This window comes from Flavobacterium aquidurense, assembly GCF_001404985.1.
Lineage (GTDB): Bacteria > Bacteroidota > Bacteroidia > Flavobacteriales > Flavobacteriaceae > Flavobacterium > Flavobacterium aquidurense_B.
The window spans coordinates 92,758-112,259 of the sequence record NZ_JRLF01000006.1; the positions used below are offsets into that span (position 1 = coordinate 92,758).

General features: G+C 31.7%; 18 protein-coding genes. 7 read left to right on the plus strand and 11 right to left on the minus strand.

All coding sequences use genetic code 11. From position 1 onward, the window contains the following. Positions 1 to 152 precede the first annotated feature (152 nt). Positions 153 to 1,640 carry an aminotransferase class V-fold PLP-dependent enzyme gene (locus RC62_RS02005; RefSeq protein WP_055092121.1) on the plus strand — a complete coding sequence of 496 codons (1,488 nt, stop codon included), beginning with the start codon at positions 153 to 155 and terminating at the stop codon, positions 1,638 to 1,640. A gap of 392 nt (positions 1,641 to 2,032) precedes the next feature. On the opposite strand, the gene RC62_RS02010 is transcribed toward RC62_RS02005, so the two are convergent. From RC62_RS02010 to RC62_RS02030, 5 genes are read right to left on the minus strand one after another with little or no spacing between them, the layout of a single operon-like run. Then, positions 2,033 to 2,503: a nuclear transport factor 2 family protein gene (locus RC62_RS02010; RefSeq protein WP_055092123.1), complete on the minus strand. Its 471-nt coding sequence runs from the start codon at positions 2,501 to 2,503 to the stop codon at positions 2,033 to 2,035. A 52-nt stretch (positions 2,504 to 2,555) separates the two neighbouring features. Further along, complete coding sequence (locus RC62_RS02015; protein ID WP_055092125.1) at positions 2,556 to 3,080, minus strand: hypothetical protein; 525 nt, start codon at positions 3,078 to 3,080, stop codon at positions 2,556 to 2,558. A 9-nt stretch (positions 3,081 to 3,089) separates the two neighbouring features. Beyond that, positions 3,090 to 3,566 (minus strand): hypothetical protein, encoded by a 477-nt coding sequence (locus RC62_RS02020; RefSeq protein ID WP_055092128.1) that lies wholly within the window; start codon positions 3,564 to 3,566, stop codon positions 3,090 to 3,092. 6 nt (positions 3,567 to 3,572) lie between these two features. Then, complete coding sequence (locus RC62_RS02025) at positions 3,573 to 4,250, minus strand: peptidoglycan DD-metalloendopeptidase family protein (RefSeq protein ID WP_055092130.1); 678 nt, start codon at positions 4,248 to 4,250, stop codon at positions 3,573 to 3,575. 11 nt (positions 4,251 to 4,261) lie between these two features. Further along, positions 4,262 to 4,927, minus strand: coding sequence for a spermidine synthase (locus RC62_RS02030; protein WP_055092132.1), 666 nt, complete (start codon positions 4,925 to 4,927; stop codon positions 4,262 to 4,264). A 66-nt stretch (positions 4,928 to 4,993) separates the two neighbouring features. On the opposite strand from RC62_RS02030, the gene RC62_RS02035 reads away from it, so the two are divergent. Then, complete coding sequence (locus RC62_RS02035; protein WP_055092134.1) at positions 4,994 to 5,545, plus strand: 1-acyl-sn-glycerol-3-phosphate acyltransferase; 552 nt, start codon at positions 4,994 to 4,996, stop codon at positions 5,543 to 5,545. Between the two features lie 83 nt (positions 5,546 to 5,628). Here the strand turns inward: RC62_RS02035 and RC62_RS02040 are convergent, their stop codons facing one another. Further along, entirely contained in the window at positions 5,629 to 6,081 is a 453-nt protein-coding gene (locus RC62_RS02040) for a helix-turn-helix domain-containing protein (RefSeq protein WP_055092136.1), read from the minus strand. Positions 6,082 to 6,393: 312 nt separating this feature from the next. Here RC62_RS02040 and RC62_RS02045 point away from each other — a divergent pair, with 312 nt between their 5' ends. The 4 genes from RC62_RS02045 (at position 6,394) to RC62_RS02060 (ending at position 11,341) form a co-directional block, all read left to right on the plus strand. Beyond that, entirely contained in the window at positions 6,394 to 7,548 is a 1,155-nt protein-coding gene (locus tag RC62_RS02045; RefSeq protein ID WP_055092138.1) for a M14 metallopeptidase family protein, read from the plus strand. 77 nt (positions 7,549 to 7,625) lie between these two features. Beyond that, positions 7,626 to 8,105: an Lrp/AsnC family transcriptional regulator gene (locus RC62_RS02050; RefSeq protein ID WP_008468989.1), complete on the plus strand. Its 480-nt coding sequence runs from the start codon at positions 7,626 to 7,628 to the stop codon at positions 8,103 to 8,105. Positions 8,106 to 8,194: 89 nt separating this feature from the next. After that, entirely contained in the window at positions 8,195 to 10,780 is a 2,586-nt protein-coding gene (locus RC62_RS02055; RefSeq protein ID WP_055092140.1) for a phosphoenolpyruvate carboxylase, read from the plus strand. Positions 10,781 to 10,825: 45 nt separating this feature from the next. After that, positions 10,826 to 11,341, plus strand: coding sequence for a DinB family protein (locus RC62_RS02060; RefSeq protein WP_055092142.1), 516 nt, complete (start codon positions 10,826 to 10,828; stop codon positions 11,339 to 11,341). Between the two features lie 123 nt (positions 11,342 to 11,464). On the opposite strand, the gene recQ is transcribed toward RC62_RS02060, so the two are convergent. The 5 genes from recQ to aroB all read right to left on the minus strand — a co-directional run bounded on the left by recQ (position 11,465) and on the right by aroB (position 17,971). Further along, complete coding sequence (recQ, locus tag RC62_RS02065; protein ID WP_055092145.1) at positions 11,465 to 13,573, minus strand: DNA helicase RecQ; 2,109 nt, start codon at positions 13,571 to 13,573, stop codon at positions 11,465 to 11,467. Between the two features lie 138 nt (positions 13,574 to 13,711). Beyond that, positions 13,712 to 14,119: a hypothetical protein gene (locus RC62_RS02070; protein WP_055092148.1), complete on the minus strand. Its 408-nt coding sequence runs from the start codon at positions 14,117 to 14,119 to the stop codon at positions 13,712 to 13,714. 7 nt (positions 14,120 to 14,126) lie between these two features. After that, positions 14,127 to 15,095 (minus strand): deoxyhypusine synthase family protein, encoded by a 969-nt coding sequence (locus RC62_RS02075; RefSeq protein ID WP_007811609.1) that lies wholly within the window; start codon positions 15,093 to 15,095, stop codon positions 14,127 to 14,129. 106 nt (positions 15,096 to 15,201) lie between these two features. After that, positions 15,202 to 16,605, minus strand: a complete 1,404-nt coding sequence (locus RC62_RS02080; protein WP_055092150.1) for a decarboxylase — start codon at positions 16,603 to 16,605, stop codon at positions 15,202 to 15,204. Positions 16,606 to 16,903: 298 nt separating this feature from the next. After that, the gene (gene aroB, locus RC62_RS02085; RefSeq protein ID WP_055092919.1) at positions 16,904 to 17,971 is read right to left on the minus strand and encodes a 3-dehydroquinate synthase; all 1,068 of its coding nucleotides are present in this window, start codon (positions 17,969 to 17,971) and stop codon (positions 16,904 to 16,906) included. Positions 17,972 to 18,242: 271 nt separating this feature from the next. Between aroB and RC62_RS02090 the strand changes: the two genes are divergently transcribed. Further along, a complete protein-coding gene (locus RC62_RS02090; protein ID WP_055092153.1) occupies positions 18,243 to 19,412 on the plus strand; it encodes a proline dehydrogenase family protein in 1,170 nt (389 codons plus the stop codon). Positions 19,413 to 19,502: the final 90 nt, after the last annotated feature.

A 19,502-nucleotide genomic window follows, 5' to 3' on the forward strand; every position in this document is an offset into this window, starting at 1 on the left:
TATTAATCCGATAGAATATTGTGATAAATTATTAAAAAAACGACAATTTAAGTAAAGATACTAAGCGGTTATGTAATGTTTGAAGTTTACAATTGATAAATTCGCAATTATATAAAAAAGCAATATATTTGCAGTCAAACTCAGGCACACTAATGAATAGCAAAAATAATACCATCACTCTGGAAACTTATTTTCAGGATTTTAGACAACATATTGTTGGAATTGATCAGGAATTTACTTCTCCATACGGCAAGAAAAAAATCATTTATACAGATTGGACGGCCAGCGGAAGGTTATATCGCCCTATTGAAGAGAAACTTCTCAATGAATTTGGACCTTTTGTAGCGAATACTCATACAGAAACAACTGTGTCAGGTACTGCCATGACAAAAGCATATCATCATGCCAGAAATATCATCAAACGTCATACAAATGCAAATCAGGATGATGTTTTGATTACTGACGGAACAGGAATGACAGGTGTTGTAAATAAATTTCAACGTATTTTGGGTTTGAAAATTCCTGAAAATCTAAAAGATTTTATTAATGTTCCGGCAGAAAAAAAACCAATTGTTTTTATTTCACATATGGAGCACCATTCTAATCAAACATCATGGTTAGAGACTATTGCTGATGTTGAAATTATTCCGTCTTGTGAAAAAGGACTTTTTTGTTTGGATAATTTAGAGGTGTTATTAGAAAAGTATGCTGACAGAACGATCAAAATTGCCTCTATAACATCATGTTCGAATGTTACAGGTTTAAAAACTCCTTTTCATGAAGCTGCAAAATTAATGCACCAACATAACGGAGTTTGTTTTGTAGATTTTGCCTGTTCCGGACCTTACGTAGAAATTGACATGCATCCTGAAGATCCAGAATCGTATCTTGATGCTATTTTCTTTTCTCCACATAAATTTTTAGGCGGGCCGGGAACTTCGGGAGTTTTGATTTTTAATAAAAAACTATACAATAATATGATTCCTGATTGTCCTGGCGGAGGAACTGTAAGCTGGACAAATCCTTGGGGTGAACATAAATATATTGACAATATCGAAGATCGTGAAGATGGTGGTACTCCGGGTTTCCTGCAAGTTATAAAAACAGCGCTGGCAATTGAGCTGAAAGAAGAAATGGGAATTGAAAATATCCTGCAGCGCGAACACGAAATTGTTGATTATGTTTTTAATGAACTTGGTGCGGTTTCTAACATTAAAATTTTAGCCGGTCAACATACGAACCGACTTGGTGTTATTTCTTTTTTTATTGAAGATCTTCATTTTAATTTAGGTGTAAAATTACTGAATGACAAATTTGGAATTCAAACCAGGGGAGGATGCAGCTGTGCCGGTACTTATGGGCATTTTTTACTGCATGTAGATCAGGAAACTTCAAATAAACTGGTAAACGAAATTACCATTGGCGATTTGATCAAAAAACCGGGATGGATTAGAATGTCAATTCACCCAACAACAACTGATAAAGAAATTGCTTTGGTTTGCGAAAGTATTAAAGATCTCGCTAAGAATCACAAAACATGGGCTTTAGATTATTCGTATAATAAAAATACAAACGAGTTTATTCATAAAAATGCAAATTCATTTGAAGATGAATTAGTTGCCGGTTGGTTTAAAAGCTAAAAACAAGCTTTTTCTTTTAAACAAATAAAGCGCAAATATTTTGATCTTATAACATTAGAAAACATAAAGTTCGCAAAGCTGTTTCAAAACAAAGCTTTTCGAACTTTTTTATAAAAATCAATCTAGTTTACGAAATCACTTTTATTTCTTATGAATGATAATTTTCTGGTTAGCCCCGATAGAGCCGATATACTTTGAGAGGAACGAACAAAGATAAAGGCGAAAGCGGGAACAAAAAGTCTTGAAAAAACAGATTTATGTGCTCCCTAAAATTAAGTTACATAATTAGACGTACACCGCCAAGATCAGAAACAGATAATCTTACCGGAAGGCAAATAAGTATAAAGTAAACTAAAGAGAATATCTTAGTTCTGGATTTTTTACAAAACAAATTATTTTGACTCCTGAAACTTTTTTAGTGATAACAAGGCTTGTTCCTGAATTTTTTTATGAAAGTAGCCTGTCCATCCCAATAAATAACCTGTAAGTCCAAAAGCTTGTTTTGACCACTTCCAAACATTAAAACTATCCGTATGTTTGATAATAAGTCCGTCTTGAAATACAAATTCGGCAGAAACTCTATTGATTACTTTTCTATTTGTTTTACTGAAATTATAGGTTGCAATCCATTTTGCAGATCCAGAAACATCATCTGCTTTTATATTTGAAAATTCAATTTTGATATTGCCTTTACTTCTTAAAATCAACATTTCCCACATTTTAGAAACCTGGTCTTCTTTAAGTAAACCAAATGCAGGATCAACAAAATGAATTTTAGGATGGTAGCATTCACTCATAGTTTTAGCATCAGCGTTTGCAAAAGCAGTATAGAATTTAGTAATTAAGGCTTCGTTAGAATTCATAGGATATTAAAATTAGATATAAATATAAGATTTATTAGAGCAAATATTTTATTTATAATGCACTAATTGCTGCAGCTGTATCAAATGTTTTTTTTGATTTATCGAAGGCCGTCGAAAAATAAGACATTTTATTCGAAGCTGTAAAATAGCCCGTTTGATCACCAAAAGTTGCAGTGTTTCCTTTTACTATAAATCTAATTCCTTTAATATCATTTTTTTTAAGCTTAATCATTTCAGCCGGAGTAAAATAATAGTATGAAGATGTTTTACCTTCGATAGTTTCATTACTGTTTTTATCGACACACGGTATAACATCCCCATTTGCTAAATCAACATATAAACCACCTGAAATACGGGTTTTATCATTTGTGGTTTGTATGCTTATTTTTAAAACTCCTCCTTTTTCTGTTTTCGCAATCTGAACATTTGCTTCGCCTGTATATACATATTTTTCACAAATAAAAGTATAATCCTGTGTGGCGGGATAAGGTTTTGAACCTTTTATGCTCATAGTTTCCTGAGCGTTTGCAAATGTCGAAATTAACAATATTATTAAAAGAGATAGTTTTAAATTCATAGTTTTATTTTATTGTTCTGTTAGTTTAGAATCAAATTTTTCATCCCAATCCATTGATTTGATTGCAGAAATTAAATTGTCTTCATTTACAAAAACGCGTAATTCCTTATTAGCAACCTTTTTTGTGTATAAAGCATGATAGCGATAAACGACTTCTTGTTTTGTTTTATAAACTCCATCTAATTTTAAATCTATAAAACTTCCGTAATACTGTCTAAATCTCTGGCAAGTTTTAGTCAGGCGTTCTTCAGTTGTATTTTCCCTTACCGATGACGTAACTTCAGTCTCATTAAAAGGTTTAAACTTTGATGTATTGCAAGTTTCTAAAACCCGCTTGCCTAATTCATAGGCTTTTTGCTGTTGATTGGCATCAATTTCTGAACCAGAAATTTTCTTAATCTTTAAATCTTCCGTGTCTCTGCTGATGTTTTTCGATTTACATCCAATTAGCAACAACAAACATATAATCAATCCTGCTTTCTTCATAACTATTTAAGTAATTTTTAATAATAAGTTGGGGTCAGGGCAGTTTTCGATATAGAAATTCAAATCATTTGTATTACAAACTCCGGGATAATCACCATCATATTCTTCGATATTTTTTATAATCTGAAAGTGAACATGCGGTGCGTAATCTCCATTGACAGAGGAGTTTCCTAAGGATCCAATTTTTTGACCTCTATTAAAAACTTTCCCAACACTAAGGTTTTCTATACTTTCTAACGATAAATGTCCGTATAAAGTATAAAATTTTTCATTTTCGACAATGTGTTCTAAAATTATTGTTGGTCCGTAATCTCCCAAACCAATATTGTTTTTAAAACTATGTACTTTTCCGTTTAACGGAGCTAAAACTGCGGTATCGACTTTTGTCCATAAATCCAGGCCTATATGAATATTACGTTCCGGAATCGAGTCGTTCTTAAAAATGGTACTTCGCTGGTACAAAGTACGGCCTTCAATATAACCGCCAAATGCAACTTGTGCATTATTTTTTTCTAAATAATTTGAAATAAAATTTTCAAATTCCGCAGCATTTTCAGGTTTAGTTTCTACCAACTCATGGTTGGTTATAGATAAATCCAACGGAATATATTTTGATAATTGAATACTGGAATCAATAATCTTAGTAGGCGGCAAAGCTTTTAGTATAGATACAAGAGGTTTCATAAAATTTGATTTTAGGCGACTTTTTCAATAATTATCAGTTCATTATGTACTTCTACGCGGGGCAGCATTTTTGAAGTAAATAACTCAGCGTTTATCTCCGAAATATATTTTTGATTTCGAACATTATGTGCTTCATCTAAAATCATGGTGTTAAAAAGCACAAAACCATTATTTTCTAAAAGAAAACAGATACGTTCGCTAAAAAAACTTTCAAATAAAAAGTTAGGCATTTTTATATCTTCAAAAATATCAATTATAATCAGATCATATTTATTTTTTGTTTTCAATACAAATTCAAATGCATCATCAATAATAATTTCCAATTGTTTTATCTGATCCAGATTAAAATATTGATTTGCGATCTGAATCATATCCGAGTCAATTTCGACACCCGTAATTTTACCTTTGTATTCAATTTCATCCACCAATGTTTTTATAACACTTCCGCCGGCAACTCCTAATAATAAAATATGATCCATTTTAACAATAACATCATAGCCTATATTTCTAAGACCATACCTTAATATACGCTGCAAACTGCCGTATGAATAATTTGTATTTTCAGAATCTAAAACCAATTCACCATTCGCCCAGGTAATTTCGATAATTTTACTTCTTTCTGATTTTTTCTTGAATATTTTTATTGGAATGATATAACTGAATAATTTTTGAATCATTTTTAAATGCTTTTACTCAAATTTACCACTTTAAATCTTTTATTTTGCAACAAAAAATAAATTTTAATGAAAAAACAGTTGTACAAATTCATCTTTTTTAAGCTAATGTGCTGGAAAATAGTAGGAATTGAGAATGCAGAAGTTAAAAAATGTGTGATGATGGTGATGCCACATACGAGTAATCATGATTTTTATTTAGGAATTTTTACGCGTGGAATCTCCGGATTAGAAATGAACTGGGTAGGAAAGAAGGAATTGTTCCAATTTCCGTTTGGATATTATTTCAGAAGTGTAGGGGGAGAACCATTAGATCGCAGCGGCGGACTTAACAAAGTCGATTCGATTGCGGCTATTTTTGAAAGAAAAAAAGTATTTCGTCTTGCTGTTGCTCCTGAAGGAACACGAAAGAAAGTCACAGAAATCAAAAGCGGATTTTATTATATTGCCCTTAAAGCAAATGTACCAATCATTCCGGTTGCTTTTGACTGGGGTAAAAAAGAAGTGAATTTAGGAAAGGCATTTTTTCCAACCGGGAATTATGAAGCCGATCTTCTGGTATTGAAAAAACATTATGAAGGAGTTTTAGGTAAAATTCCTGAAAATGGATTTCAACTCTAAATTTTCAATATTTTTAAAGTCACGTGAGAATCGCTTAAATGAAAATTATTTTTAAAAATTTTAAAATATGCGATTTTTCAAAATTATGGGTTATAGGCCTTGAAAGTTCCGTTTTTATAAAAAATAACTATTTTTTCAATTTCACCTTCTTCAGAAATTAATTTTTGATTTTTAATTTCCGGAGATGGTGTTGTTTCTGTGTTTTGAACTTCTTTATAATTAATCTGAGAAAATAAATCTCCACCTGCAAAATTTTCTTGTGGTGAAACAGGAGCAGGTGTTTTTATAGTTTCTAAATCTTCCTCATTATTTTTAGGAAAACTTCCTTTACCATTTAGGATCCAATATAAATCTACATCCGGAAAAACTTCTAAAATTTTCATTACAAAATCCAGACTTGGTTTGTTTCTTCCGGAAAGAAGGTGAGACATACTTGAACGCTGAACACCAATTCTATCTGCAAAAGAAGAAGCGTTCAATGCATAATAATCCAGTATAATCTCCAGACGTTTTACAAAATCATCGATGTTTACCATTGTAAATTGTTGTTATTTTAATCGTTGTTTACAAATGTAACTAAAAGGATTCAATAAAGCAATTTTACACTTGTAAATTATATATTTTAGCTGTTTATTAGGTAACAATAACTTTAATTAAATAGTTTTAAAACCTTAATATATAGTTATTTAGTTTTACTTATTTAAAGTAATAACATTTGTCAACTACTGATATACTTAATAACTAAATAAAAGCAAAAAATGTGTTTACAATTATAAATTATCTTGTTTTTCAATTGTTTACAATTGTAAAAATAAAGATGTTTACTTTTGTAAACTAATTAAAAGACAATGAATTTAGAAGAATTATTTAGCCAGCATAAAGAACAATCAATATCAGGTCGTTATTTGACTTTAGATCATATTCAACCTTTATTAGAGAAATTAAATACGAATAATCAAGTACAAATAATTGGCAGATCAGTTTTAGATGAACCTATTTACAGTTATAAAATTGGTACTGGAGAAACACGTATTTATCTATGGTCACAAATGCATGGAAATGAAAGTACAACTACAAAAGCGTTGTTTGACTTTATTAATGTATTAAACAGCGGATCTGATTTTGCAGAAAAAATGCTCAATACATTTACCTTTTATAGTATTCCGATCTTAAATCCTGACGGTGCAAGACTTTATACAAGAGAAAACGCTAATAAAGTAGACTTAAACCGTGATTCACAGAATCTGACACAACCCGAAAGCAAAGTTTTGAGAGAAGCTTTTGAATCCTTTAAACCTCATTATTGTTTTAACCTGCATGACCAGCGTACTATTTTTGGTGCGGGAGCAACTGGCAAGCCGGCAACTGTTTCGTTTTTAGCACCTTCATATAATGAAGAAAGAGAGATAAATGAGAACCGCTTAAAAGCTATAAATGTAATTGCAGGAATCAACGATGTATTGCAAAAATATATTCCAGGGCAAATAGGAAGATTTGATGATTCCTTCAATATCAATTGTATAGGGGATACATTCCAGTTTTTAGGAGTTCCAACAATACTATTTGAAGCAGGCCATTTTGCTAATGATTACGAGAGGGAAATGACTCGAAAGTTCCTATTTTTCTCACTTATTTCAAGTTTTGAATTGATAAGCGAAAACGATTTAGTTAATAACAGAATTAATGATTATTTGAATATTTCACAAAATAAAGTGGTTTTTTATGATTTTATGTATAAAAATATCAAAATAAATTATGATGGTATCGAAATTATTACGAATTTTGTCGCACAATACAAAGAAGAATTGATTGAAAATAAAATTCATTTTAACGCTTACATAGTTGAAGTGGGCGAATTGGAAAATTATTTTGGACATTATGAATATGATGCAAAAGGTGCAGTTTATTCAGATGACTTTACTAATTTTCCGAAATTGAATCAAAAAGCAGATTTTTATTTAAATAAAAATGTTAAATTTGTTAACGGATTGATAAAAAGTTAATTTTTATGTGAATTTGTTGTTTTTTATATATATTTTTATACTTTGTAATAGCAATTAGTAATATTAATTAAAGAATTATGAGTAAATTTCGTTTAGATGAAGTAGATCACCAGATTTTAGATATGTTAATAGACAATACGAGAGTTCCGTTTACTGACATTGCAAAAAAACTATTGATATCTGCTGGTACAGTGCATGTTAGAGTAAAAAAAATGGAAGACGCCGGGATAATAATGGGTTCTTCATTGGCCTTAGATTACGATAAATTAGGATATTCATTTATTGCTTATGTAGGGGTGTTCCTTAATAATACGTCTCAAACAAAATTTGTACTAGAGCGAATCAATCAAATTCCGTTTGTAACAGTAGCTTCTGTAACGACAGGAAAATTCAATATCTTTTGTAAAATCAGAGCAAAAGATACTAAGCACGCAAAAGAAGTTATCTTCATGATCGATGACATCGATGGTGTTTACAGAACAGAAACAATGATTTCATTAGAAGAAAGTATAAACGATAAGAAGCGTTTGATGCACACTATTTTTAAAAATATGTAATATCTTCTTGAATGCTATATTTAAATATAACCTCAAGTTTATTCTTGGGGTTTTTTTATGACTAATTAACCAACCAACTACAATAGATTATGTACACGTTGCCTAAAATAGAACGTTTTAATCAAGATGTTCTCTCTAAATACCATATATATAATAGTGTATTTATAACATTACCCTTTGACTCCATAGACAATACCGGAGCTTTACTTCCTTTATTTTCAGAAACTTGCGAAACAGGATTTAAAAAACAAGAAACACCTAAAGAAATTTTTGATTTCTTTTCAGACAGATACTTAAACGATGCTTCAGAGACGGAGAAAATCGATTTAATGTTTCGTTTTATTCAATATATCGAACGTCAGATCGTATTGTTTGATGCAATTGAAGACGCAGCCTTTCCTGAAGTAAACAATATGGAAGGACGCGGATCTTTGCGTGATATCAAAGAGAAATCTGATGCAAAAGAAAAAGATGAAGAACTAATTGAATTTCTTGAAAATTTTAATGTAAGAACTGTTTTAACAGCGCATCCTACACAGTTTTATCCAGGTCCGGTTTTAGGGATTATAAATGATTTGACTGAAGCAATTCGTTTGAATGATTTATTAAAAATAAAACAATTATTGGCACAATTGGGTAAAACTCCTTTTATCCAGAATGAAAAACCAAATCCTTACGATGAAGCAGTTAGTTTGATCTGGTATTTAGAAAATGTTTTTTACGCTACTTCAGGAGAAATTGTTCATTATTTACAAAAAAATATTCTTCAGGGAAGTGCTATTCAAAATCAATTAATCAAACTTGGTTTCTGGCCGGGCGGGGACCGTGACGGAAATCCGTTTGTTACTACTGAGATTACATTAAAAGTTGCAGAACGTTTGCGTACTTCAATCTTGAAATGTTATTATATAGAAATGAGAAACCTAAAACGAAAGTTAACGTTCTCAGGTGTTGATACTTTGGTATCTGAACTTGAACAAAAACTTTATCGTTCTGTTTTTTACTCAAAAGGGGAAATCTATATTACTTTAGACGAATTGTTAACGCAATTAAATCTTATCAGAGATATCATTATCGAAAAACATCAGTCACTTTATTTAGATGAACTGGAATCTTTTTTAGTAAAAATCAATCTTTTTGGTTTTCATTTTGCAACTTTGGATATTCGCCAGAATAGTAAAATTCACGATGCCGTATTTAAAGATGTTGTAAATCATTATCTAAATTCTGACTCTAAAATATTCCCTACTAATTATTTTGAATTATCTGAAGAAGAGAAGTTAGTTGTTTTATCAAAAGTAAAAGGAGAATTAAATCCGGCAGATTTTGATGACGAAATCACAAGATCTACTTTAGAATCTGTTCAGGCAATAAAAACCATTCAGGCTAACAATGGCGAATTTGGAGCAAATCGTTATATTATTAGTAATAACGAAAGTGCGCTGAATGTTATGGAGACTTTTGCCATGATTCGTTTGAATAATTGGGAGAATCCAACAGTGGACATTATCCCACTTTTCGAGTCTGTTGATGATTTGCAAAATGCTCATCAAATCATGGAGCAATTATACACTAACCCTGAGTATTCTAAACATTTGCAAGCCAGAGGAAATAAACAAACTATAATGCTAGGTTTCTCTGACGGAACTAAAGATGGTGGATACCTAATGGCAAACTGGAGTATATATCAGGCTAAAATTGCACTCACTGAAATCTCCAGAAAATATGGTATTAAAGCCATTTTCTTTGATGGCCGTGGCGGACCTCCTGCACGTGGTGGCGGAAAAACACATAAATTTTATGCATCTCTAGGTCCAAAAATTGAGAATAATGAAATTCAGATTACCGTTCAGGGACAAACAATAAGTTCTAATTTTGGAACTTTAGATTCTTGCCGTTATAATATTGAGAATTTATTAAGTGCCGGAGTAACAAATCAGGTATTTAGCAAAGGAAAAAACGAATTGAGCGATGAAGAAACACAAATTTTGACTCAATTAGCAGGTTTAGGATATGATAAATATTTAAGTTTTAAGAACCATCCTAAATTTATTCCTTATTTAGAGAAAATGAGTACCTTAAAATATTATTCTAAAACCAATATTGGAAGCCGACCATCTAAAAGAAGCAAATCTGAATCATTAGATTTTGCTGATTTAAGAGCCATTCCGTTTGTAGGTTCGTGGAGTCAATTGAAACAAAATGTACCTGGATTTTTTGGGGTAGGATCTGCTTTAAAACATTTTGAAGAAAACGGACAATGGGATAAAGTACAAGATTTATATCACAACTCTTTATTCTTTAAAACACTTTTAGAAAACAGTATGATGTCATTGGCCAAATCATTTTTACCATTAACAGCTTATATGAGAAAAGATCCTGAGTTTGGTGAATTCTGGCAAATTATTTACGATGAGTTTTCAGAAACTAAACGTCTTTTATTAAAAATAGCCGGACATAAAACCTTAATGGAAAACTATCCTGATGGTATAGCTTCTATTCAGGTAAGAGAGCGTATTGTATTGCCATTGTTAACAATACAACAATATGCTTTATTGAAAATTAATGAATTGAATAAAGATTCTAATGGTAATGAAGAGTTGATAAAAGTATACGAAAAAATCGTTACGAGATCGCTTTTTGGAAATACAAATGCAAGCAGAAACTCAGCATAAAGTTAGATTAGAAAAAAATTACAGAATAATAAAATTGTAAAAAACATGAATTCAAGTCAATTATTAGAAACAGAATATTCCGGCCCTTTTGCAAATTATGTCCGTGAAGCCGGAGAAGTTAATCTGATCGAAGAGTTAGAAATTTCTCTTCATGATTTTATTCGCTTTGTACAAAATATTCCATTAGATAAATTTGATTATCGCTATGCGGAAGGAAAATGGACTATTAAGGATATTATTCAGCATTTGATAGATTGCGAACGTATTTTTATGTATCGTGCTTTACGTTTTTCAAGAAACGACAAAACTCCTTTACCGGGATTTGAAGAGAATGATTATGTAGACAATACAAATGCAAATGGAAGAAGTATTCAGGATTTACTAACTGAATATTCGGCTGTAAGACATTCAACCTTATTATTTTATAAAAGTTTATCTGATGAACAGCTTAAAAGAACAGGAACTGCTTCAACACATCAATTATCAGCAGGAGCTTTAGGCTTTGTTATTATTGGTCACCAAAAGCATCATCAAAAAGTCTTTGAAGAAAGATATTTGTAGACCTTTGTATTATTGATATAAAAAATCCTGTGAATTGATTCACAGGATTTTTTTTGTTTTTTAAGTACGCAAGCTTCAGTTTCTGAAATTCCTACAGAAATCGCTTCGTTCCTCACAATGACTTTACTTGTTCCTCTCGACTATAGCAAGTCCAAATCTGATTTTATCGTAAGACATTTTTTCTTCAAAATAATCATAATAAGGTCTTAGCGCTGTTGGATATTCTAATTCTATTTGTGCTTTGTGCAATTGCAAAACTTCATTATCAGACACAAATTGACTTAAATCGATATCACTTCCATCTACATATAGTTTAGCTAAATGCGAAACAATCGTCGTTTGTCCCAGATTTCGTTTTTCTGCAATTTCTGCAACAGTATTGCCACCTTCAAACATTTCTAAAGTTGTTTTATAAGTGTTGCCTTCTTTTTTAGCTTTAACTTTTGTCTTTTTTACTTTTTCATAATAAATAATAGCATCTATAAATTCTTGTCCGTATTTTTCAAGTTTTGCTTTACCAACACCATCGATAGCAAGAAATTCTTCATCGCTCATTGGTCGCAAAGTTTCCATTTGTCTTAATGCTGCATCACTAAAAATTACATAAGCAGGAACTTCTTCATCTTTGGCAATTTCGTAACGCAATATTCGAAGTATTTCAAAAAGGGAATTTTTAGCCGTTTTAGTTTTTGCTTCTTTAATTTCGTTCTTATCAATTACTTTTTTGATTACCGTAGTCAGTTGTACTTTTTCACCTTCAAACAAAACCTTCTTTGCAAATGGAGTTAAAAGAATTTTATTGTGCTGATGAAAAGCAATTTCGCAATATCCTAAATTTATCAACTGAATTAGATATTGATTCCAATCATACCAGGATATGTCGGCGCCAATTCCGTACGTTTTTAAGCTTTGATAATTTTTTTCGTAGATATACGCGTTTCTCGAGCCTCTTAAAAAATCTACAATTACAGCCAGAGGTTCAGATTCCTGCAAACGACTTATAGCAGACAATGCTTTTTGCGCGAGAATCGTACCATCGAAAAATCTTGGAGGATTTTTGCAAATATCGCAGTTTCCGCAATTCTCTTTTACGAGTTCACCAAAATAGGAAAGCAGAATTTTTCTTCTGCAACTCAAAGCATCTGCATATTGTTTCATCCGCTCTAGTTTTGCAAGCTGAACATCAGAGTTCAATCCTTCTGAAGCAAATTTCTGAAGCTGAATCACATCGGCATAACTTTCAAATAATACAGTTTCAGCAGGTAAACCGTCACGACCGGCCCTACCAATTTCCTGATAATAACCTTCAATGTTTTTTGGTAAATTATAATGAATTACCCAACGAACATTTGATTTATCAATTCCCATTCCAAATGCAATTGTAGCACAAACCACCTGACAATCATCGTTTATAAATTCATCCTGTGTTTTAGCACGGAGTTTATTTTCCAGACCAGCGTGATATGCTTTGGCTTTTACACCGCTTTTTTGCAATTTTAAAGCAAGTTCTTCTGTAGTTTTTCTGCTTAAGCAATAAATAATCCCGGATTCATTGGGTTTATTTTCTACAAAATCAATAATTTGTTTTACTCTGTCTAATGCCGGACGAACTTCTAAACTTAGATTTTTTCTATCAAATGAAGCTACGAAAGTTTTTGGATTTCTTAATTTCAGCTGTTTTGTTATATCTGTACGTGTTGCTTTATCTGCTGTTGCAGTTAAAGCGAGGACAGGAGTAGAAGGGAAGCGACTTTTTAGATATCCCAAATTGGTATATGCAGGACGAAAATCATGACCCCAAGATGAAATACAATGTGCTTCATCGATTGCAATCAAACTGATTGTCAGCTCATTAAAAACAACATCAAGATAAGACAGGCTTTCGGGAGCGATATAAACGAGTTTGAATTTATTTGATTTTAAGTTATCAATATAAAATTGCTGTTCTTCACTTGATTGACTGCTATTGATATAGCAAGCCAAAATTCCGTTTGTCTTCAAACTGTCTACCTGATCTTTCATGAGGGCGATCAAAGGAGAAATAACAATCGTAATTCCTGGCAGAACCAACGCCGGTAATTGGAAACAAATCGATTTTCCACCTCCGGTTGGCATAATAGCTAAAGTATCCTGACCTGAAAGTATGGTATTGATAATTGTTTCCTGATTGGGTCTGAATTTTTCAAATCCGAAATTTTCTTTTAATTTGGCATGTAAAATTTCTGAAGTCATTGGCTCATATTTATTGATCGCTAAATATAATGAAAAATATTAAATATAGTATTTTTCTTATATTTTTATAATTGTTTTTTAAGTAATAAAAAAAGGAACCCCAATAGAGTTCCTTTAGTTTATTTTTGAAAGATAAAATTAATCTTCGTCGTCTTCATCATCTTCGTCAGCAATATCATCTGGATCTTTGTCATCATCGTCATCATCATCTCCGCCATCAACATCCGGTTTATCAAGCGTATCATCGTCATCGTCATCATCAATATCATCATCAAGATCAAGACCTTTTACTGGTTCGATTACATCAACATCTACGTCGATATCATCATCTTCATCGTAATTCTCGATTCTGTCAGCAAGTTTAGTACTAATTTTTACTAAATAAATAGTGTCTTCAGTACGAACTTCAACAGCTTCGATCAATTCGTTTTTAGCATTTCTAAAACGGATTACATCCGAATCATCATAACCATCAGGAAATTTCTCCACCAAAAGGTTCAAAATTTCGTTGGTAAGTTTAGCGTAGTCTACTATAACTCTTTTCATAAATATCCTATAAATCTAATAAGTAAGCAAAAATTAACGGTGCAACAATTGTAGCATCCGACTCAATAATAAATTTAGGGGTTTTAATATCTAATTTACCCCAAGTGATTTTCTCGTTTGGAACTGCTCCGGAATAAGATCCGTAACTAGTTGTAGAATCTGAAATCTGACAGAAATAACTCCAGAACGGAATATCATGCATTTCCATATCCTGATAAAGCATTGGCACTACACAAATAGGAAAATCTCCTGCAATACCACCACCAATTTGGAAAAATCCAATTCCGTTAGTACTATTTTTTGGATACCAGTCAGCAAGGAATGTCATATATTCAATTCCTGATTTCATGGTAGAAGCTTTTAAATCTCCTTTGATTACGTATGAAGCAAAGATATTTCCCATCGTACTATCTTCCCAACCCGGTACAATAATAGGTAAGTTTTTCTCAGCAGCTGCATACATCCAGCTATCTTTTAAATCTATCTCGTAATATTCTTCTAAAACACCTGATAACAACATTTTATACATAAATTCATGCGGAAAATAACGTTCTCCTTTGTCATCAGCATCTTTCCAGATTTTATAAATGTGTTTTTGCAAACGACGAAATGCTTCATGTTCAGGGATACAAGTGTCTGTAACACGGTTTAGTCCTCTTTCAAGCAAAGCCCATTCATCTTCCGGAGTCAAATCACGATAGTTAGGCACTCTTTCATAATGAGAGTGTGCTACTAAATTCATGATGTCTTCTTCTAGATTGGCTCCGGTACAGGAAATAATTTGTACTTTATCTTGTCTGATTATTTCGGCAAAAATTTTACCAATTTCTGCTGTACTCATTGCGCCAGCCATACTTACCATCATTTTAGCACCATTTGCCAATTGTTGCTCGTATGCTTTTGCAGCGTCAACAAGAGAAGCAGAATTAAAGTGTAAATAATGTTTTTCAATAAACTGACTGATTGGTCCTTTCATTTTGTTTTTGTTTTTTTGTTTTTTTTGAATTAAAAGTGTAACCTTTTGGATGGTACTGCAAATTAATAATTTTATATTTATTAACTTTTATTTTGCAGGTTTTTTTTTATACTTTTTTAGTATATCCTAAAATTTTCAATACATCATCAGAAGTTTGCTGTTCTGAGAAAACTTCAGTCGCTAAAATGCCGTTTTCATCACGATCTATTAAAATATGTTTAGGCTGTGGGATTAAACAGTGGTGTAAACCTCCGTAACCACCAATAGTTTCCTGATACGCACCAGTATTAAAGAAACCAATATACAATGGCTTTTCTTTGTTGTATTTAGGCAAATAAATGGCATTCATATTTTGTTCTGAGTTGTAATAATCGTCACTATCACAAGTCAAACCTCCTAATAAAACCCGCTCGTAAGTATCATTCCAGCGGTTTACCGCTAACATAATAAAACGTTTATTTATAGCCCAAGTATCCGGCAAAGTGGTAATGAATGATGAATCAATCATATTCCATTTTTCTCTGTCATTTTGTTGTTTTTGGTACAAAATCTGATAGATTGCGCCACCGCTTTCACCTACTGTAAATGATCCAAACTCTGTAAAAATATTAGGAACATCAACTTCGGCTTCATCACATGCAATTTTAATCTGATTGATAATTTCATCAATCATATATTGATAGTCATATTCAAACGCAAGAGAATTTTTAATCGGGAAACCTCCGCCAATGTTCAAACCATCAAGGGTAGGACATTCCTTTTTAAGCGCAATATATACTTTAATACATTTTACTAACTCATTCCAGTAATATGAAGTATCGTTTATTCCGGTATTGATAAAAAAGTGAAGCATTTTAAGCTCTAATTTATCATTTTCCTGAATTTGTTTTTTATAAAACGAAACAATGTTTTTATATCCAATACCTAATCTAGAAGTATAAAACTCAAATTTAGGTTCTTCTTCAGCTGCAATACGGATTCCAATTTTGAATTTTCCTTTAATCTCAGCCTGAAGTAAGTCAAGCTCTTCATAATTATCAATAATCGGAATAGTGTTTTTATGTCCGCTATTGATTAATCGTGCAATATTGGTAATGTATTCGTCTCTTTTAAATCCGTTACAAATAACATAAGTACTCTTGTTGATTTTTCCATTTTCAAGCAGATTTTCTACAATATTAACATCAAACGCTGATGATGTTTCTATATGAATGTTATTCTTGAAAGCTTCATTCATAATATATTCAAAATGAGAACTTTTTGTGCAATAACAATAGTAGTATTTTGCGTCGTACTTGTTTTTTTCCATCGATTTTCTGAACCAGGCTTTTGCCTTATTGATGTTTTCAGAAATTTGTGGCAAGTAAGTAAATTTTAAAGGTGTACCGTATTGTTCAACTAATTTCATCAAATCGATATTGTGAAATTGTAAGTTGTCTTTGTTTAGTTTAAATTCCGTTTGAGGAAAATAGTAAGTTTGATTAATTAGATCAGAATATTTTGTATTCATTATATTTTGTGATATTTGAGATTGTAATTTTTAATTTAGAGAACGGTACTAAATCTAAAATTCAAACCCTAATATTCGCAAATACAATTTGCAGTTTTTCGTGTTCTGCTTTTGAGCATTGAAAAATATCACAACAAAACGGACTTTTGCTATTATAAAAACGATTCAACATCCTTAGCAAGGAACTATTGAGCCGGTTTCTATAAGAACTAAATTGTCTTTGTTTTTTGTTTGTTTTCATCGTGGCAAATGTAAAAAATAATATATACCTAAAGCAAAGCTTTTTATTAAAAAAAGTTTAAGATTTATAATCTTGAAACGCGTCTAGAATCAATTTATTTTCAACAGATTGATTAATTTTTATTTTTCCTATTCCTTCAATTAAGGCAAATTGAATCAAACCGTATTCATTTTTTTTGTCATGAATAAGCAATTCCAGGATAGGATCGATGTCATTTTCTTCTACTTTTACATCATCATAAATGCTCTTTATTGCAGTTTTGATTTCTTTGTATTCTTCTGCTGTAATTAAGTTTTTATGCAAAGAGATATAACTTTCCAAAATCATTCCAATTGCAATGGCTTCTCCGTGCAGCAATGTTTTCTTAGTTTCACTTTCTAAAAAGTAACTTTCGATAGCATGCCCTAAAGTATGTCCGAAATTTAATGCTTTACGAATATTTTTTTCCGTTGGATCCTGAATTACGATATCATTTTTAATTTCGACAGAACGATAGATCAATTCATCAAAATCAGCAAAATCAATTGCTTTTAGGTCTAAAAACTGTTTCCAGTATGCTGCATCATATATTAAGCCGTGTTTTAGCATTTCTGCCAATCCGGAACGCATTTCGCTTTGTGGTAAAGTTTCAAGATATTGTGTATCAATCAATACCATTTGAGGTACGTTGATAACACCAATCTGGTTTTTAAGATTTCCTAAATCAACTCCGGTTTTTCCGCCTACAGAAGCATCTACCATAGATAATAAGGTTGTTGGAATATTAATAAAATCGATGCCGCGTTTAAAAGTAGAAGCAACAAATCCGCCAAGATCCGTTACTACGCCGCCTCCAAGATTTATGACAAGTGATTTTCTATCTGCACCAAGTTCTGTTAGTACTTTCCAGATTTCAATACAGGTTTCAATATTTTTATTGATTTCTCCTGATTCAAATTCAATAATTTCAATCTTTAAATCAGTTTCAAGCAAAGGCAAAAATTTAGGCAGGCAATACTCATTTGTTTCATTATCAACTATAATAAACAAATTAGAGTATTTATTTTCTTTTAAATGATTATTTAAGGCTTCGTATGCATTTTGGTTAAAATGTACGAGATAATTATTGGCTTGAATAGATTGCATATTTCTGTAGTTAATTGAAACCGCAAAATAAGGCATTTTTAACTAAATAATATTCAAACTTTGGTTCAAATTTGTTTTAAAACGAATGATTCTAAGTAATGATTTAATCTCTTTATTTTGATTTTTTAAATCTCAATCTATATAAAGAAGTAAACTCTTACTACTTTATATAATAATTGACTCAATCTTATTAACGATATTAAAAATTATGCTGTGTTTTAGTAAATAATATTCAAAACTCTATCTATATTTGCACAAAAAACTGACCTTAATGGAAAAAATATTCGATAACACTCAGGTTGCATTTTCGCTAAAAAGCGATACAGAACTTGATAGAGCTTATTTTCTTTTTAAAATGATCGACAGTCAACCTTTAGTAAGGATAGGAACTGCTGTTACCAATTTTGCGATAAAAGCAAATCTTCCGGTAGAAGGATTAATTCGTGCAACTGTTTTTGACCATTTTTGTGGTGGTGTAAACGAGAACGATTGTATTACAGTGGTAGATAAAATGTTTACCAAAGGTGTTTCATCTGTTTTAGATTATTCTGTTGAAGGAAAAGAGGAAGAAGAGCAATTTGACGCTGCTTTACAAATGACTTTAAAAACAATTGAATTTGCTAAAGAACGTTTGGCAATTCCGTTTGCTGTTTTTAAACCTACAGGTTTTGGCCGTTTTGAATTGTATGAGAAATTAGGCGAAAAACAAACCTTAACTCCGGCAGAACAAGCAGAGTGGGACAGAGTAGTGGCCCGTTTTGACCAGGTTTGTGGTGAAGCGCATAAAAAAGATGTGGCTTTATTGATTGATGGTGAAGAAAGCTGGATGCAGGATGCCGCTGATGATCTTGTTACTGATATGATGCGCAAGTATAATAAGGAGAAAGCAATCGTATTTAATACTTTGCAAATGTACCGTTGGGATCGTCTGGATTATTTAAAGAAATTGCATGAAGTGGCTAAAACTGAAGGCTTTTTTATTGGAATGAAGCTGGTTCGTGGTGCTTATATGGAAAAAGAAAACAAAAGAGCGGAAGAGAAAAATTATGTTTCGCCAATTTGTGTTTCTAAAGAAGCTACAGATATTAATTATGATGCTGCTGTACATTATATGTTAGAGCATCTGGAAATTATGTCAATTTTTGCAGGAACTCACAACGAATTGAGTTCTTATAAATTGATGGAAATGATGCAGGAAAAGGGAATTGCAAAAAACGATAATAAAATATGGTTTGGACAATTATACGGAATGAGTGATAATATTAGTTACAACCTGGCCGAAAACGGTTATAATGTGGCGAAATATTTGCCATTTGGTCCTGTAAAAGATGTTATGCCTTATTTGATTCGTCGTGCAGAAGAAAATACTTCTGTAGCCGGTCAAACAAGCCGTGAACTATCAATGATAAAAGCAGAACGTAAACGTAGAAAAGGGAAATAGTTTTCAGTCTCAGTTTACAGTTTACAGTTTACAGTTTACAGTTTACAGTTTACAGTTTACAGTTTACAGTTTACATAAAAAAAGCTCCAA

Bases quoted from the DNA above. Each gene is read 5' to 3' on its own strand.
- RC62_RS02005 (WP_055092121.1), top strand. From the start codon at position 153: ATGAATAGCAAAAATAATACCATCACTCTGGAAACTTATTTTCAGGAT.
- RC62_RS02010 (WP_055092123.1), bottom strand. From the start codon at position 2,503: ATGAATTCTAACGAAGCCTTAATTACTAAATTCTATACTGCTTTTGCA.
- RC62_RS02015 (WP_055092125.1), bottom strand. From the start codon at position 3,080: ATGAATTTAAAACTATCTCTTTTAATAATATTGTTAATTTCGACATTT.
- RC62_RS02020 (WP_055092128.1), bottom strand. From the start codon at position 3,566: ATGAAGAAAGCAGGATTGATTATATGTTTGTTGTTGCTAATTGGATGT.
- RC62_RS02025 (WP_055092130.1), bottom strand. From the start codon at position 4,250: ATGAAACCTCTTGTATCTATACTAAAAGCTTTGCCGCCTACTAAGATT.
- RC62_RS02030 (WP_055092132.1), bottom strand. From the start codon at position 4,927: ATGATTCAAAAATTATTCAGTTATATCATTCCAATAAAAATATTCAAG.
- RC62_RS02035 (WP_055092134.1), top strand. From the start codon at position 4,994: ATGAAAAAACAGTTGTACAAATTCATCTTTTTTAAGCTAATGTGCTGG.
- RC62_RS02040 (WP_055092136.1), bottom strand. From the start codon at position 6,081: ATGGTAAACATCGATGATTTTGTAAAACGTCTGGAGATTATACTGGAT.
- RC62_RS02045 (WP_055092138.1), top strand. From the start codon at position 6,394: ATGAATTTAGAAGAATTATTTAGCCAGCATAAAGAACAATCAATATCA.
- RC62_RS02050 (WP_008468989.1), top strand. From the start codon at position 7,626: ATGAGTAAATTTCGTTTAGATGAAGTAGATCACCAGATTTTAGATATG.
- RC62_RS02055 (WP_055092140.1), top strand. From the start codon at position 8,195: ATGTACACGTTGCCTAAAATAGAACGTTTTAATCAAGATGTTCTCTCT.
- RC62_RS02060 (WP_055092142.1), top strand. From the start codon at position 10,826: ATGAATTCAAGTCAATTATTAGAAACAGAATATTCCGGCCCTTTTGCA.
- recQ (WP_055092145.1), bottom strand. From the start codon at position 13,573: ATGACTTCAGAAATTTTACATGCCAAATTAAAAGAAAATTTCGGATTT.
- RC62_RS02070 (WP_055092148.1), bottom strand. From the start codon at position 14,119: ATGAAAAGAGTTATAGTAGACTACGCTAAACTTACCAACGAAATTTTG.
- RC62_RS02075 (WP_007811609.1), bottom strand. From the start codon at position 15,095: ATGAAAGGACCAATCAGTCAGTTTATTGAAAAACATTATTTACACTTT.
- RC62_RS02080 (WP_055092150.1), bottom strand. From the start codon at position 16,605: ATGAATACAAAATATTCTGATCTAATTAATCAAACTTACTATTTTCCT.
- aroB (WP_055092919.1), bottom strand. From the start codon at position 17,971: ATGCAATCTATTCAAGCCAATAATTATCTCGTACATTTTAACCAAAAT.
- RC62_RS02090 (WP_055092153.1), top strand. From the start codon at position 18,243: ATGGAAAAAATATTCGATAACACTCAGGTTGCATTTTCGCTAAAAAGC.